The sequence below is a fragment of the Mucilaginibacter sp. genome (assembly GCF_025359345.1).
Taxonomy (GTDB): domain Bacteria; phylum Bacteroidota; class Bacteroidia; order Sphingobacteriales; family Sphingobacteriaceae; genus Mucilaginibacter.
In genome coordinates, this window is sequence record NZ_JANYGQ010000038.1 from 1 (window position 1) to 16,758 (window position 16,758).

9 protein-coding genes are annotated in these 16,758 nt (G+C 40.5%); 6 read left to right on the plus strand and 3 right to left on the minus strand.

What is annotated here, in order from left to right; all coding sequences use genetic code 11:
- Positions 1-324: 324 nt before the first annotated feature.
- From Q0R52_RS27945 to Q0R52_RS27955, 3 genes are all read left to right on the plus strand, one after another.
- The gene (locus tag Q0R52_RS27945; RefSeq protein ID WP_295801621.1) at positions 325-2,733 is read left to right on the plus strand and encodes a hypothetical protein; all 2,409 of its coding nucleotides are present in this window, start codon (positions 325-327) and stop codon (positions 2,731-2,733) included.
- A gap of 197 nt (positions 2,734-2,930) precedes the next feature.
- Positions 2,931-5,264 (plus strand): hypothetical protein, encoded by a 2,334-nt coding sequence (locus tag Q0R52_RS27950; protein WP_295801623.1) that lies wholly within the window; start codon positions 2,931-2,933, stop codon positions 5,262-5,264.
- 234 nt (positions 5,265-5,498) lie between these two features.
- Positions 5,499-6,377 carry an AraC family transcriptional regulator gene (locus tag Q0R52_RS27955; protein WP_295801624.1) on the plus strand — a complete coding sequence of 293 codons (879 nt, stop codon included), beginning with the start codon at positions 5,499-5,501 and terminating at the stop codon, positions 6,375-6,377.
- Positions 6,378-6,399: 22 nt separating this feature from the next.
- On the opposite strand, the gene Q0R52_RS27960 is transcribed toward Q0R52_RS27955, so the two are convergent.
- From Q0R52_RS27960 to Q0R52_RS27970, 3 genes are all read right to left on the minus strand, one after another.
- The gene (locus tag Q0R52_RS27960; RefSeq protein ID WP_295801625.1) at positions 6,400-8,304 is read right to left on the minus strand and encodes a right-handed parallel beta-helix repeat-containing protein; all 1,905 of its coding nucleotides are present in this window, start codon (positions 8,302-8,304) and stop codon (positions 6,400-6,402) included.
- Positions 8,305-8,447: 143 nt separating this feature from the next.
- Positions 8,448-9,743 carry an amylo-alpha-1,6-glucosidase gene (locus Q0R52_RS27965; protein WP_295801627.1) on the minus strand — a complete coding sequence of 432 codons (1,296 nt, stop codon included), beginning with the start codon at positions 9,741-9,743 and terminating at the stop codon, positions 8,448-8,450.
- A gap of 279 nt (positions 9,744-10,022) precedes the next feature.
- Positions 10,023-10,751 (minus strand): GntR family transcriptional regulator, encoded by a 729-nt coding sequence (locus tag Q0R52_RS27970; protein WP_295801630.1) that lies wholly within the window; start codon positions 10,749-10,751, stop codon positions 10,023-10,025.
- Positions 10,752-10,978: 227 nt separating this feature from the next.
- Here Q0R52_RS27970 and Q0R52_RS27975 point away from each other — a divergent pair, with 227 nt between their 5' ends.
- The 3 genes from Q0R52_RS27975 (at position 10,979) to Q0R52_RS27985 (ending at position 16,495) form a co-directional block, all read left to right on the plus strand.
- Positions 10,979-12,796, plus strand: coding sequence for a class I mannose-6-phosphate isomerase (locus Q0R52_RS27975; RefSeq protein ID WP_295801631.1), 1,818 nt, complete (start codon positions 10,979-10,981; stop codon positions 12,794-12,796).
- Positions 12,797-12,800: 4 nt separating this feature from the next.
- Positions 12,801-14,225 carry a sugar porter family MFS transporter gene (locus tag Q0R52_RS27980; protein ID WP_295801633.1) on the plus strand — a complete coding sequence of 475 codons (1,425 nt, stop codon included), beginning with the start codon at positions 12,801-12,803 and terminating at the stop codon, positions 14,223-14,225.
- 227 nt (positions 14,226-14,452) lie between these two features.
- A complete protein-coding gene (locus Q0R52_RS27985) occupies positions 14,453-16,495 on the plus strand; it encodes a hypothetical protein (RefSeq protein ID WP_295801635.1) in 2,043 nt (680 codons plus the stop codon).
- Positions 16,496-16,758 lie beyond the last annotated feature (263 nt).

Consider the following 16,758-nt stretch of genomic DNA (forward strand, 5'->3'; position numbering starts at 1 on the left):
TTGCGGAAAACCTCAATAATGGATTAATAAAGCCCATATTAAATAATATATAAAGGGCTGTAATAATCCAATTATCGCAACTATCCTAATCCACTTATAATTATGTAAGTGGATTTTATTATTTACTTTCATATCTAAAAAATTATTTATCTATAATTAAAACCCCTCTTGTCCCAACTCATATATAGTTACCTAAATTTAATATATCCCAAAATGCTAATAAACAATTAAAAAGAATACCCGGAGCAGCTTATAATTAGGTAAGATCTGTTCCGGGTTATTTCATCTTTTATTGTGTTAAAGAGTATTTTAAATGCTGGTTATTTGATAGCTAAAAAGACATATTTCCCCTGTGGTAATTCATCAGCATTGCTAAATTTATATAAAAAAAAGTTACACGTTTTATTTCACTTACTTTTTCGCCTTTTAAGAGTTTTAAAAATTCTAACACCAATTATTTTAAACGCCAAAATAGACATGCAAAACAAAACCATTGCTCAAGTAACAAAAGTTGTCATCCTGTGTTTTTGTATTATAAACTTAACCACGGGAATATGCTATGGTCAATTAGATTTATCAACAAACTATTTCAAAATTCATATTGATACAAAGGGATTTATCACCAGTATGAAAAAAGGTGGAATAACGCCAGGCAGGGAATTTAGTCCAACCGATAAACCCTCGCCACTGCTTTGTTTATATAGTTCTAAAAAAGATAAATATTATTTGCCTCAATCGGCCCGATATAATTTTGCTAAAAGAGAATTGTTGCTTACATACGGTAATGGCTCTAAAGCAAGTGTTTTGATTAAAGCTGTAAATAAAAAATACATTACATTAACTTTAAAATCACTTTCTCCGCGCAACGATATTGACGATATTCAATGGGGGCCATTTCATACTAATATCACCAATCTTTTTGGCGATATAATCGGAGTAGCCCGTGATACAAGCGAAGCCGTAAACTTTTCAATAGGCGCTTTAGCACTAAATGATGCCACTACAGGCGGTAAAGCAAATGTAGCCGGCGATTTTTCGCCATGTCAATATATCATTCATTCACCTGACGTTTCCAGGTTTCCGTTACCTGCTGGTTTGCACGAAGGGGAGATGTTCACTTTAGGTGGTAATGGTATCAATGATGTTGCTTTTTTTTCGCACCCCGAAGAATACTATCGAATCTTAAACGGTAATACTGCCTTTATTGATAATAAAGGGCAAATTAGTTTAGCGTATCACGCCTCGGACAGGCGGGTAGAAAAAATGATTCATTTTTCTTTAATGCCGTTGATGCCGGCAAACTATCCCGTTCATCAAAAAGTGCAGGCCATTCCTGATTTAGATTTGATAGGCTCTTCCATTGCTTTGTGGGGAGCCCCTGATGATTTGGCATTGAATGTTTTAGAAAATATTGTTGTGAATGAAAAATTGCCTTACCCTAAAGTGAATGGAAAATGGATAAAAAAGCCTGCAAGATACATTCCTGATGTAGCATGGTATGGTAATTACGACAGTTGCTTAGTTTATACAAAGCGCCTCGGTTTTAAAGCCATACAGGCAGAAGGCCTGGGCGAGTTCTACCCTAATCGTGCCAATCATGGAAACATTGACTGGAAGATCCCATTTTCTGCTGGAAAAACTACTATAAAAGAGTTTACAGATCAAACTAACAAAAGTGGAATTTTATTTGGCTTGCATACCCTCAATAATTTTTTGCAAAGCAATGTTAGCAGCGATGTAAGCCCCGTGCCTAATGATAGCTTATGTGTTTTGTTGAAAACAAAGCTTAGCAATAACATTACTGCTAATGATACTAACATTATTGTTGATAATGAGCAATACCTGAATGAATACGGTGGCTGGGAAGGGCACCCCACCAATATAATAAAAATAGGAAACGAATTAATTTACTATAAAGGAATTACTGCTACAAAACCCTACACACTTCAAAATGTAAAGAGGGGTTTTTGGAAAACAAATGCAACAGCGCACAACAGCGGCGATGCGTTGTATAAATTGCAAACCAATTGCTATGGCGGTTTAGTGCCTGATATTTTTTTGCAGGATAAATTGGCTGATTATTATGCACAGCTTTCTAAGGTGAACGGCATGGATTATATTGATTTGGATGGCGAAGAAGGGTTTCTTTATCAAGGGCATGGCAACTATGCTTTCAAGAGATTTTTCAAAAGATTTTTTGAGCAATCTGCAAAACTTGGCGTTTCCTATCAACGGGTAATGGGAGCAACAATAGCAGAAGGCGGATGGCACTACCAAAGCGTATTGAATGTAGGGGGCGGAGAAAATATGTATTTGATAAAAGACAGAAAATGGGCTATTGAAGGAAAGGATATTAGAAATATTTGTTTTTCAAATTTTTTACCCGCCACTTTTGGAATTACCGCGCCGCTTCGCCCAAACTCTACAGTACAGGAATGGGAAAATTTGCAGGCAATTTCAGTAGGAGTGGGAGTAACATACATGATGAGTCTATCTGAAAAATCAGTAGAAAGTTGTTTGCAAAAAGATCTAATTTTTCGGGCGATTAAAATCTGGGAAAATGCAAGAGCAGCCAATAGCTTTACTTATACTGTTAAAAAAATATTAGCAGATAGCGCCCGTCAGTTTCACTTAGAAGAAATAGATACCAATACCTGGAAATTGTTCGAATTAAAAAACGGGAAAAATATTTATTTGAAAACCTTGCATCGTGACATCCAAAATGGATATTGAGTGAAAACGTTAAACGGAAACAGGTTAGTTAATTTCCGGTATAAGGTTAGTGTGTGACTAAAAACTTTGACGGAACCCACCACTGACTTTGCCAAATGGTAAATCTCAAATCCAGGTTAGTGCATTACATAATGGCAATGACACGATAAAGTTTGAATTGGTTGTTTCTGTGATTGGAAAAGGAGAAAAAATTTAAAATGATCCTGGATAAAAGAAAATGTGCTTTGGCATTTGCTATTTGCGTCTCTGCCCTGCAACAGGTAAATGCACAGCTAAGTCAAACTTCATTAGCACAAGCCCTGTTAAAACAATTGCATGGTTGTATGCATATAAGTGTAATTCAATACAAAGGAACCACGCAAATCAAAAAATATGAATTTAAACAAGACCGTTTGCAAACCGACGGTGCACAATGGCAAATATTATTAAATGAGCGCTCGGTAGTAAATCATGAAGTAATAGACATAAATGCAGATTTTATACTGAATGAAGGGCGCGCTTATTCTACTGCGCCGGCTGTTTCGTTCGATTTCAGTGAATGGAGCAGAAAGAACTATGTAATGGTGCCTGCAAGTATGTATAATGGTAACCGGTATCATTCCATCGGAGACGGCTATAATCCAGCATATACCAGGGACATGTACTACAACCCTCGTGTACCTCTAACCATTTCGAACAATCCACGGCTGTCAGTTGAAACGGATAAGGCTTCATTGGTTGAGTTACAGACGGGGAATGCCGCTACACCTGCGATGTGCTTTTTTTCGCCTGCTGAAAACAAGGGCTTTATCATGCTTACCACGCAGCAAACAAAATTTGGCAACAGCGGATTCACCATTGTTGAAAACGCGAAACAGGATAGCTGCAGTTTTGCCATCTCAGCGCCTGCTGTCCGAAAGTTGGCGGCAGGCTTTGGAGACTTCCACGATAGCGGCGACCAGGCGCCGAACTGGAAGGCCGGAGATAAGATGACCTTGCACTTGAGATTGTATGTGTTTGATGCTGAAAGTATCCCCGACCTGCTGAAAAAATTCATGCGGGTACGCAAAGATTTAACAGGACCCAACCATCCCCGCAATCAGCTACCAATGAGTCAATTACTGGCAGCGGGAACTTCTATTTGCAGCAACAATTTCATAAAAGCTCCGGCAGGTAGTTATTACAAACCTGAAAACAATGATGATTTTCAGTTAGGGTGGGTTAGCGGTATGATGAATAGCTACCCTATGCTCGCCTTTAACAACGTAACCGAACGTAACCGGGTGGCCGCAGAGCTCGATTTTGTAGTAAGTAAGCTGCAGGGGAAAAGTGGGTATTTTTACGGTGGCATAAAAACTGACGGCGAACTGCGCCCGGAAAAAATGCATCCCGATTTTCCTGCAGTGCAGGCTATGGTTCGCAAAAACTGTGATGCGTTGCTTTGGTTGATGAAGCACTTAATGCTTTTTAAGGCCCAAGGCTATGGTAATATGATAAAACCCGAATGGGAATCAGCGGCAAAACGGTTGGCGGGAGCTTTTGCACATACGTGGAAAATACATGGAGAGTTTGGTCAGTACATAGCACCTGAAACCGGCGAGATCGCGGTGTATAATTCTACGGCGGGAGCAATTGCACCAGCCGGATTGGCCATTGCCTCTGATTATTTTAAACAACCGGAATGGTTGCAGGTTGCCAAAGATGCTGCCAATTTCTACTATAGCCGGGATGTGGTTGGGCAGGGTCTTACGGGGGGCGATTGTGGCGATATATCGATGGACGCTAATTCAGAATCAGCTTTTGGTTTTCTAGAATCATTGATGGCGTTGTATTATTACACGGCTGATAAAGTATGGTTGCAAAAGGCGGAGGTACAGGCTGCTCTTTGTGCTACCTGGACACTTTCGTACGATCCGGTGTTCCCTCAAAATAGCCAGATTGGAAAACTAGGTTGTAATATGGCGGGTGCTGTATGGGCGAGTATTCAGAATAAACATGCTGCTCCCGGTATTTGCACTTCGTCAGGAGATTACCTCTTTAAGCTCTACCGGGCTACCGGAAATACGCCTTATGCCGCTTTGATACGGGATATTCAGCACGCGCAGGCCGAAGCAGTCAATATGCCTCCGGATCATATTACCACAAACAATTTAGTAGGGTCCTCTATGGAAAGGATTCAGCCCAGTGATGCAGAGGGTAAGGGTAGCGTTGGCAATTTTATTAATACCCGGAATTCCTGGACGGAAACCAATGGCATATTAATGGCGATGGAGATCCCTGGCGTATATCTGCAAACAGACAGGGATGAAATTTATGTCTTCGACGCTGTTGAATCCAGGATAGTAAAGCGAACCAGAGAGGGGCTTGTTATCTCCATCACAAACCCGACGAGGTATGATGCGAATATTTCAATTTTTGCAGAAACTACAGCAGATTCTAAAAAGCCACTGGGTTACACAGCATTCCTGAAATGGCCAAAAGTGGAAGTAAAAGCGAGTGCAACCCGCCTATTTCTGGTTAGCAATAATGGGAAGGCTGTAACTCAGTATTGACATTTGTCGCAGCGGCGACAAAAAACAATTGCATGCTCGTGCATTATTATATACATGTTAAATATGTTAAAATTTGATATTCGCAGTAAAATAAATTAGCAACCAGGGGGCGTCTTAATTGGATCAAAAAAAGGTCCACCAATCCGGATATTGAGCTCAAAACAAACGTTTGCGCGGAGTTTGATAAAATTAAATTATGGAATGGTGGTAAATTACCTAACCAATTATTTCAAAATGAAACCTCAACTGCTAAAATTAAATAACGATAGTGCGAATTCATTTAGCGTGCGGCGTGATGTTGTTCCTTCTGTAAACAATCGTTGGCATTATCATTCAGAAATCGAATTAATTTATTTTAAGAACGGGAATGGAACCCAATTTGTTGGCGACAGCATAAAGCGGTTTCAATCGGGCGATGTTGTATTAATTGGCCCATTTTTACCTCATTATTGGAGGTTTGATGATGCGTATTTTAAAAATGAAACAAAGGCCGTTGCCGATGTGCAGGTTGTTCATTTCAACGAAAACTTTTGGGGTAAGGACTTCATCAATTTACCAGAAAATAAATTGATCAAATCGATTATTGATAGTTCGAAAAGGGGAGTGTCGGTAAAAGTAAATAAAACCCAGGAGTTAGGAACCGTTTTTGATGCGCTGGTAAGTGAGGAAAGATACAATAAAATTATTTTATTGATAGAGGCCTTAATGCTTGTCGGGCAAAGTCAGTATGAACAACTATCGTCAATTGTATTTAATCATAATTTTGAAGATTCGGATAAAGACCGTATAAATGCGATTTATGATTATTCACTAAAGAACTTTAAAAATCAAATAAAGCTGGAAGAAATTGCGGAGATCGCTAATATCAGCCCAAATTCTTTTTGCCGGTATTTTAAATCGAGGACAAGAAAAACCTATACTCAGTTTATAAATGAAATAAGAATTGGCAATGCCTGTAAACTACTTATCGAAGATAATATAAATGTTAAGCAAATTTGCTACGAATGCGGCTACAATAACTTTGCAAGTTTTCATAAATTTTTCAAATCAATCACAAACAAAAGCCCTTTAAATTATCAAAAGGAGTTTTTAGCCAGGAACAACCAGGCCTAATTGGTGTATTAATAGTAGAATATCATTTCTTTTTATCGACTGATATCATTTTTACATTATCAATATCAGTTGAAAGATCTTTTTTGCCCATGTTTTCGATTTGTGCCGATACATCATCAAAGCCTTCAACCGCATTATCCTTTATTTCCACTTTCCGGCAGTCTGTCGGACTAAACTGGGGACGTTTGTCGCCCTGCTTCATAAATTCTGTACGGATAATTTTATTGTTTTTGAAGATGAGAAATTCGGCATTACGCGCGGTTAAAACCAGGCAATCATATATCTTAAAAAGATTGTTTTCGATGCGAATATTACGGTGTACTATGTTTTCAGATCCATGGGTCTCCGGGGCAATGGCAATAATATAGTTGTCTGGGGCTGAGTTATAACCACAATTTTCAAAAATATTATTTCGAATGGTTACATCTTTTACTTCGCCTGATTCATACCAACTCGATGCGTCATTAGCGATAAGAATCGCATGCATACCAATTCCAATGAATTCATTATTTTCTATCAAAACTTTTTTCCTGGTTGTAATAAGAAGACCACGGGTATTAACCCTTTCAAACCTGCAATTGAGTATAGTGACATATGGTGTCCAGGTAATATTTTCCAGGCAGTCGTTAATAACCATATCACGGGGAACGGGGGCTGCAAATTCTACCTCCATCTCTGTTTCTGAGATGAGTTTTGCCGAGGTTAATACGCCGGTACTAAAAACCTGGAGTTTTGATGAGTGAACAAATGCTACGGTGTCCCCCGCAAAGAAAGCTTCAAAACCATATGTCTGGGGGTGCATAAACCGAATCTTAAGCCGGGTGGGCGAAATAATATCCGTGACCTCCAGATGTGTGCCATGTACATTGATCGGGTCGTCGTGCGTGCTTTTGAATTGGCAATTTTCGATTGTTATGTGACCTTTGCAGCCCGAAAAGTGTATGCAATCAGCAAAGGATGCGATCATCCGCCCGCTTTCGGCGCGAGGCATAACAAACACGCTGTCGTAATGCAGGTTTTCCGAAAACTGATTAACAATACCTAGCCCGTGCATGTAATGCATCGAAACATTTTTAATAGTAATATTTTTTGAAAGATTAATAAAACCGCCAACCTGGTCACGAACAGGGTCGCGAATGGTAAGTACTTCTCCGGGTTGAAAATTATATTTTTTGAAATCGCCGGTAAAGCGGACCTGACCGGCAGCTGTCATAACTGCCGTTGCTTTTTGAAACGGCGCCCACGAACAATAGACTTCTGTTCCTTTGGATGGATTTACCAATATTGCATGGAAGTTCGTCATGCCCCAACCTTCGCCATACCATTGCAACCGTCCATTGACAATTGTGTGTCGCGAATCGGGATGAATGTCGGCAATTATAACACTGTCTGAAACCGTTCGGAAAGTCATCTCTGACACAGTCGGCCGCTCAAAATCTATTTTAATATTCTGCAGATGTATATTTTCGCAATGGGCCAATGCAAACGTGGTCATTTTGCCGTGAAACACAAATAATGACCCATTGCCTTCGATGGTTAGATTTTTCATTTTTTCGAAGAGAAGCCCTACTGTTTTCAATTTCGAAGGGCATTCTGCCGCCGACGATGTATTCGAAATAAAGTAATTTCGCTTTTCGGCATGTTCCGGCCAAAAATCATAGCGGCCTTCCGGAAATACCAACTTTATTGCCTCATTCTTTTTACAGGCTTCGATAGCTTTTTTTAATGCAGGCACCGCATCTTCAAAACTTCCCGGTTTTGCGCCGTAGTCAGTTACATTAATTAAATTATTGTGAGGTAGCGTTTCTTCCCCTGTCGCAGTAAAAGATATTCGCTGCCCGCCTTGTTTGGGATTTCCTTTGCTTGCATGTGCAAAACCAGAAAAGGTTAGAGCCGATATAAAAACAAAAATGGTTAACCTTTTCATATTTATAATATTACTACTTGGTTTTTAGATTTTGATGTAAAATATTGAAGCTGTTTTCTGAGAAAAATTCTCCTCCTATCACCGAAGTGATTTTCCACAGCAATTGCAAATCATTTTTTATTTGTGCAGCACTTAACTGCAATTTAATTATTCTTTGCCCACTCCTTCAATTCATCTATTGCTTTTGCCAAAACACCCGCTGAACCTTTAAAAGCTGCCGATCCGTTTGGCTTACCATCAACGCCGTACCATTCATAAAAACCTTTGTCGTTGATTGTTCTGTCGAGCATGGGTTGCAATTCACTATATGCTTCTTTGATAAAACCATGTTTTATAAGCTGCTGAATCATTCTTGCGCCAAACCAGGTCCAGTCTCCGCCGTTTTGATATATGTATGGTTTTGACGCTGAGGAGTTTTTATAAATATTCTCCGGGTAAACAGGGTATAGCGTTAAGCCAATAGAAGGAGCACCGGAAAGTTTTACATTCCGCATCATATCCTGATTAACAAGTTTAATTTCACTTTTTGATAAAATACCCGCTTCAATGGCCATGGCAGTTCCGCCATGAAAATAGATTTTGTTCTCATCAAAACTTGCAGGGAACGGTGATTTATCAAGATACAAATGCGGAATAAACTTATGCTTTTTGGCATCCCAAAGATGTTTTCTAATGGAATTGACAGTGGTTGTTTTTAGCTGCTGCCATTTTTTTTGGTCATTTTCTGTTTTATAAAAACCGGCCATATCATTGAGCGCTATAACAAACATAGCGTTGTCATATATGTCAATAGCCCAATGGGTATTTTCATCAATATCAACTACGGCACCGCCTTCAATTTGTACGTCTCCCCAATCTTGCGTTGTAGCCCCTGTCAAAAGGTGATATTTATTTGAATAACGGTTCTTTAATAAATAGGTAATGGATGTCTCCATGCGTTGTAAGGCGGTTTTCCCGGCTATCATTTCCTGCAAAATTGATTTGTCGCCGGTTATACGAATGTATTTGGCTATGGCCTGTATCAGCGAAGTTTCCTGGTCTGTTTCAACTGTATTCTTGAAACCTACATGGGATGCGTCATTTGGAGAGGTGTAAATATTAGGGTCGTTCCACGTTACATGGCCTTTTAATACATAGCCGTCCACAATTTCGCCGTTTGTTTGCTGAAGCTTGAGAAAAGTAAGCAAATTTGCCCTAATGCTGTCGCGGCCGTAAACTTTGCATGAAGTTTCAATGAAAGTATTAAAATCACGTATCCAAACCTGGGGGTAACCATCACCTGCATTAAAGCCTTTGCTTAAAAGAGCTGTGGCTTTTACGTATACTGTATCCAGTCGTTTGTCTGCCTTAATCTGGGTAGCCAATTCATGCCCCGGTTGAGCCAGTCCTTTTATGAAAATGCTGATTATTAGAACTGTAGTTAAAAAGATATTTTTCATGTTTGTTCTTAATATCGAGGGGGGCGATATTTTTAAAATAAAAAAAAGTTTATAATGGCCTGTAAAAATGATAAACGTTTAGTGATTATAATTTCTCGAATTTGTCATAACACTAAGCAGAATTGGCAATATGGTTGTGGCCTATGTTAATCTTATTCTGTAAAGAAAAATCAGGAAAAGGTATAATGAAGGATATTTGGAATCCCTGGGTTAAATATTTTTAATGAAGTGTATTATAAGAACGCCTTTCAGCTTTCGCCTGAGAATGATTCTATTTAATTATCTTGAACTTTCGACAGTATACACAAAACTATCTGCTTTGTAATAACCCAGGTTAAATTCTATCGGCCTCTCCCCCTGGTCGAATACGAATCGTTTACGAAACAGTACCGGGCTGCCGACCGCTATTTTTAGTTTAGTCGCAATAAACGTGTCAGCTGCTTTTGCACTTATTTCTTCTTTTGATAAGGTGGCAATAACAGAGTGATCATGTTCCAACATTTCGTACAGTGGCTTTTTAAAATCTTCGTCACCAGTTAAGCCAACACGGGGATGAAAATATGAAGCAAAGTATACGAACGGCTCATTCGGTTTGCCTCTTACTCTTTCCATCTTCAATATTTTACGATCGGTCTTTATTTCAAAAAAATTAGCAAGCGCATCATCCGGGAACACCCATGTCACGTGCAACTCAAAATTCTTGATAATTATGCCCCGTAATTTCATTTCCTGCGAAAAGCTTAACCAGTTATTTGATTTGGAGCTTACTGCTGCTTGTGAAACTTTGGTTCCGGTTCTTTTTTTGCGTATTAAAAGCCCTTCAAAAACTAATTTATTAATGGCCTGCCTCAATGTGGTACGTGATATCGCCAGTTGCTTTGCCAGCTCAACTTCATTAGGTAAAGTTTTGCCGTTTTTATATTCTTCTTCTGCAATAATGTCCCTTAATAGCATTTCAGTTTGTATATGCAGGGGAATAGGACTCTTGTGATCGATGGAATATTTCATTTATCTAAAAATATTTGCAATAATAAGCATTTTGAAAATTAGTTAATTTGTTTGTACATAAAACACATTTGTAATATTATCAGGTATTCCCTAAAAAAAATTTCAATAATTGTTTTTAATTTATATGTTTGTACATTATAACATATATCGTATATGTCTGAAATAATACAAATTGGAATAATGCAAAGCTTTTGATTGCTAAACACCTTGATACGTTACAATAAATTATGAATTCTAACTACCCCAACAAGCAAACTTCTTACGATGAATCTATGGAATTGCAACTGCGCAAATCTTCACAGTTTTTAATGCCCGTTAAACTAAATCGAAGCACAATAATTGAAGGTACTTATAATAAGTATCCGTCGCAACCAATTGGTGAAAATAAGATTTTTAACGGATATGAGTCGCTGGCAAAATGGGTAATTGACCATAAAACTGTTATCATAGACGGGTACGCAGGGGTATTTTGGGATAAGGCTAAATCGATACTTCAACAACAAATAGAAGTTGAAGGTTTAACGGTAAACTGGATAGAGACTAGCGCTTTTTTGAAATCCGTTTCAGAAATTGAAACCCTGGTGCAGCCCTATCTCGGAGCGGAGGATTCTGTATGGGGAACCAAATGTTTACTTGAAATTAAAGATCTATATGTATTTGAGGACCTGGCCGCACAACTACCGGACGATGGGTGTGATATTAATATCGTAATTGGTACGGCCGCGTCACTGGTAAATTGGGACTCCCCCATAATTTATATCGATCTTCCAAAAAATGAACTGCAATACCGGATGCGGGCCAATTCAGTTACCAATTTGGGTAGTGATCGGATACAGGAGCCATTTCTCATGTATAAACGATTTTATTTTGTTGATTGGGTTTTATTAAATCAGCATAAGAAAGCAATACTTGATAAAATAACTGTATTAGCAGACGGACAGTGGCCAATAGATATTAACTGGATGCTGGCTACGGATTTTAAGGATGGGTTAAACAAGATCAGTCAATCCACAATCCGTGTACGGCCCTGGTTTGAGCCGGGAGCCTGGGGTGGCCAATGGATAAAACAACATATCCCGAATGTAAATGAGGACGTGGTTAATTACGCATGGTCGTTCGAATTGATTGTGCCTGAGAATGGACTGGTTTTTGAAAGTGACGGAAACTTACTGGAAGCATCGTTTGATTTTTTGATGTTTTATAATCAAAAAAAGGTGCTTGGCAAGCATGCTGAAAAATTTGGTGATGAGTTCCCGATAAGGTTTGATTTTTTAGACACCTATGACGGAGGCAATTTATCAATCCAATGCCATCCAAAACTAAAGTACATACAGGAAATATTTGGAGAAACCATTACTCAGGATGAAACCTATTATATATTGGATTGCGAAAAGGATGCCCATGTATATTTAGGCTTTCAGGAAAATATCGATCCTGAAATTTTTAGGAATGAACTGGAGAAAAGCCAGGATGAGGGGGTAGAAGTAAATATTACCGATTATGTACAATCGCATTCCGCAAAAAAACACGACCTGTTTTTAATTCCCAATGGTACCGTTCATAGCGCCGGCGCCGGCAACCTTGTACTTGAGATAAGCGCCACCCCATACATTTTTACCTTTAAAATGTACGATTGGCTCAGGCTTGACCTTGATGGCAATCCACGGCCAATTAACATTGATCATGCTTTTAATAATTTAAATTTTGAGCGCAAAGGAAACCGCGTACAGGAAGAGTTGATCTCAGCTCCCAAAGTTTTAGAAACAGGTAAAGATTGGGAACTTATCCATTTACCAACACATGCCGACCATTTTTATGATGTCCACCGCATTGATTTTGACAGTGAAATAAGGATAGAAACTGATAACTGCTGCCATGTGATGATGCTGGTTGAAGGCGAATCAATACTTGTAGAAACTGCGGACGGATCAAACCAAATATTCGCTTATGCCGAAACATTTGTAGTTCCTGCAGCGGCAAACAGCTATAAGATTACCAATCTTGGTAAAAGCAAGGCAAAAGTTATTAAAGCATTTTTAAAATAACCCGATGAATACAGTAACAATAAATACTCCAACAAAAAAGAGCAATACTTACCTGTACCTGGTTTGCCTGGTAGCGGCCCTTGGCGGGTTTTTATTCGGGTTTGATACGGCCGTGATTTCCGGCACGGTTAGCCTGGTAAAACACGATTTTAACCTTAACGCAAATTACGAAGGCTGGTTTGTAAGTTGCGCATTACTTGGCTGTATTATAGGCGTAAGCATTTCTGGCAAATTAAGCGATAAATATGGCCGCAAGATTGTCCTTATCCTTTCCGCAATTTTATTTCTCGCTTCGGCAGTGGGCTGTATGTTTTCCGGTTCGTTCGCTGTGCTGGTAATATTCAGACTGATAGGTGGTTTGGGGATAGGCGTGGCATCAATGGTGTCTCCTTTGTATATCTCCGAATTTTCACCGTCGCGTTTTCGCGGAATGATGGTTTCGCTATACCAATTAGCTTTAACCATAGGAATAGTACTTGCCTATTTTTCGAATGCCTACCTGCTTAACCATTCAGGTGGCTCGTTTGGTAGTAATAGTATGAACAGGGTTTTTTCTACCGAAGTATGGCGGGCTATGCTTGGTCTTGGTGCTTTGCCTGCTGCCGTATTCCTTATTTCATTATTTATAGTTCCTGAGTCGCCAAGATGGTTGCTGTTAAAGGGCGAAGAACAAAAAGCAAAGGATATTTTAACAAAGATTGACGGTGCCGATGCTGCAAAAAATGAAATAGAAGCCTTTAAAGCAACAGGGGATGAGGATTCACAAGGATCATTGAAGGAGTTATTTAAGCCGGTTTACCGCAAAGCCCTTTTGATTGGTTTGTTGCTGCCATTTATGTCGCAGGTATGTGGTATCAATGCGGTTATTTATTACGGGCCCAAAATATTGGAACAGGCTGGTTTTACACTTAATAATGCGTTGGGCGGCCAGGTAACCATAGGGCTGGTTAATGTTGTTTTTACTTTTGTAGCCATTTTTACGATCGATAAATGGGGGCGCCGGCCGCTGTTGTTCACCGGGATCGGCGGAGCCATAATTGCATTACTTGTAATCGGTGCGTTGTTTGCGCTGGGCATAACCTCCGGTCCGTGGATATTGATTTTCATTGTTGCTTTTACTGCCTGCTTTTCTTTCTCATTCGGACCGGTTTGTTGGGTGGTAGTGGGCGAAATATTTCCGAATGCCATCAGGGGAAAGGCTATGGCTCTTGCCACACTTTCGTTATGGGTAGGTAATTTCTTGGTTGGTCAATTAACCCCGCTAATGCTGGAGGGACTTGGATCCTCGTGGACATTTTGGCTATTTGGCCTGTGTTGTTCACCAGCGTTGTGGGTAACCTGGAAATTGATACCCGAAACCAAAGGTAAATCGTTGGAAATGATCGAAACCTTTTGGAAGAAGGCGTATGCCGATGGTAAAAATAAATAAGCCGTTTTTTAGGTAAAAACTAATAGTTACATATAAATTCAATATAAGGTGACCCGGCAGCATTCAAAATGCACGGGGCATGTGCCTCGGATAAATTATCTACAATGAAAAAAAAAAATTATACGGCTTGTTTCCTTCTCGTTTCGTCTTTGCTTAGCACGTTTTCAGTCTTTGCTTTTCAAAATCCGCATAAAGCAGTTATTTCTGATGCACCTGTAAAGCGGGCAATGGCATTAGGTATTCCTACACTTGATAACCTCGCCGGCGATTGGATTCCGATGGAGCAAGTTGAGAATATGCCGGCGGTTCATAATTTTAATCACATGCTGGTGGTCAACCGCGATTTGACCTCCTATTTCTATTATCCCGGTGGCATTTATCCATGGAAAAAAGGTCACCCCATGACTACATTGACGATTGACGGGCAGGAGTACCAGGCGACGGAAACCCGTTGTTTTCCCTATAAGGCTCTTCGCCGTAACCGGTATTGCAACGGCACTTCTGTAGAGACCGATACGCGCATGATCAATGAGTCGAGAAATGTAATGTGTCGCATAACTGCAATTAATACAACGATATTACAGCGCCGCATAACCCTTACACTACGTGTGCCGGGTAAGCTTATGGCCGATGGTATTGGTGTTTCTAATGGCACACTACGCCTGGGTGTGGTATCAATAGTACGCCCGGCACGCAAGCCTGATGCTGTTTCGGTAGAAAAAGATACCGTTATTTGGCGCTGGGTGGCAGAACTCCCTAAGGGCGGCTCTACACATATTGAATTTACCGCAGGAGACGAGGTTTCGACACAAAACGCGCAAACCGATGCCAATGTCACTAAATGGGCTACCGGGTTCAACTCGTATTTTGATGCGTGTAAAACAAACTGGGAGGATCGCTGGGCAGATGCCTTCACCCCCGGAAACAAGCATTTTTCAGGACATCTACCCGTTTTAAAGAGTAATGATGCAGCATTGATGCGCAACTATTACGTCGGAGTATGGACAATGTTAGCGTTAGAGCGTACGCAGTTCCCGGTTAATAAACGTTCTTTTATTACAAGTGGTGAACGGGAAGATGGCACACAGTTTTATTGGGACGCTTCTATGCAGTCAACCACCTGGGCCCTCCTTGAACCCACCGGTATGAAGGCAACACTCCGCCGCTGGTTGGTGCAGAACCCAAGGACTGGACAAGCTAGCGGATATGCGCTTGATTTACGGACTGTTAAAGGATTTGATATAACTCATTACAACCGAATCAATGGTTACGCCTTCAACGCATGCACAATTTTTAAAACGATTGACGAATACCTGCGTGTGACAAACGATCACGCCTTCCTCGATGAAAAACTGGAAAATGGGAAGAGTGTGATAGCAGCAATGGATGCGCTTGCCACCGATTGGGAAACCCTTCCGAAGGGACATGACGGATTGGCTAACTACGGTGAAAATAACAACCTTCTTGAATGTGCTCCCGCTTATATTAATTGCGTATCATCATGTAACGCGCAGGATATCTGGATGATGAGGCAGATGGCTAAGTGGTATTTGCTACATAATAATAAGGTCCGCGCTAAAGAACTTGAAACAGAGGCTGCCGCTTTACTTCCCAAAGTAATGTCGCTTTACGAGCCGGGCGCCGGCGTTTGGAACGCCTGGCAGTTAAACGGTAAACGCGTAGAACTGCGTCACTGTGTCGACTTTATTTATACCGGCAACGCTTTGAAAAGCGATCTCTCCGCGACGCAAAAGTCGGAGATGGTCTCTTTTGTTAAGCAGGAACTGCTTACCCGCGATTGGATGCGTGCCATGAGCCTAAAGGATTCTGCGGCGATAAATTCAGACCGGCCGGATCATGGGCCAATGGGCGCATATGACGGTTGGGTTCCGTTAACAGTTAATACTATGTGGAACCTGGGCGATCCTGGTAGCGCCTATAAGTTCTACTGTCGTACCGCAGTGGTTACCAGCGAAGGCCCCTTTGCCCAGGCCCGCGAGTTTTTTGGCCCCAACCGTACTGCATATGATGCCCCCGTACGCATTGCAGCGAGACAGGGCTGCATGAAAGAATGTATCAGTGGCGTAGCGTTCAGTGATGTGGTAATCACTACGTTCTTCGGTTTTGTTCCCGAAGCCGGCAATAAACATGTCGTTGCAGATCCCTCTACGCCACGTCCATTTTCGGGCGAGCTACGTAATATTCATTTTGCTGGTAAAGAATTTACTCTTAAAGCAGGGCACAACGGTGTTAAGATAATTTCGGAATAGAAATGAAAAAATTAAATGTTATCACCTCAATCAGTTTGGTCTTTGTGCTCATCAGCTTTGGTTGTTTAGCACAAAATGCAACATTCAAAATAGTTAAGAATATTCGGGCAGGCGAGATAACTTCGTCGGCATCGGGTACTTTTGGTCCGGACCAAAGTGTTAGCCATTTAACCGATGGCTCGGGTATTCACAATAACCTGCATGATAGTAACGGTGGTGCGCAAACCATGTGGCATACACCGGAAAATCCTGTTGCCAGCATC

Bases quoted from the DNA above. Each gene is read 5' to 3' on its own strand.
- Q0R52_RS27985 (WP_295801635.1), top strand. From the start codon at position 14,453: ATGGCATTAGGTATTCCTACACTTGATAACCTCGCCGGCGATTGGATT.
- Q0R52_RS27975 (WP_295801631.1), top strand. From the start codon at position 10,979: ATGAATTCTAACTACCCCAACAAGCAAACTTCTTACGATGAATCTATG.
- Q0R52_RS27980 (WP_295801633.1), top strand. From the start codon at position 12,801: ATGAATACAGTAACAATAAATACTCCAACAAAAAAGAGCAATACTTAC.
- Q0R52_RS27965 (WP_295801627.1), bottom strand. From the start codon at position 9,743: ATGAAAAATATCTTTTTAACTACAGTTCTAATAATCAGCATTTTCATA.
- Q0R52_RS27970 (WP_295801630.1), bottom strand. From the start codon at position 10,751: ATGAAATATTCCATCGATCACAAGAGTCCTATTCCCCTGCATATACAA.
- Q0R52_RS27960 (WP_295801625.1), bottom strand. From the start codon at position 8,304: ATGAAAAGGTTAACCATTTTTGTTTTTATATCGGCTCTAACCTTTTCT.
- Q0R52_RS27955 (WP_295801624.1), top strand. From the start codon at position 5,499: ATGAAACCTCAACTGCTAAAATTAAATAACGATAGTGCGAATTCATTT.
- Q0R52_RS27950 (WP_295801623.1), top strand. From the start codon at position 2,931: ATGATCCTGGATAAAAGAAAATGTGCTTTGGCATTTGCTATTTGCGTC.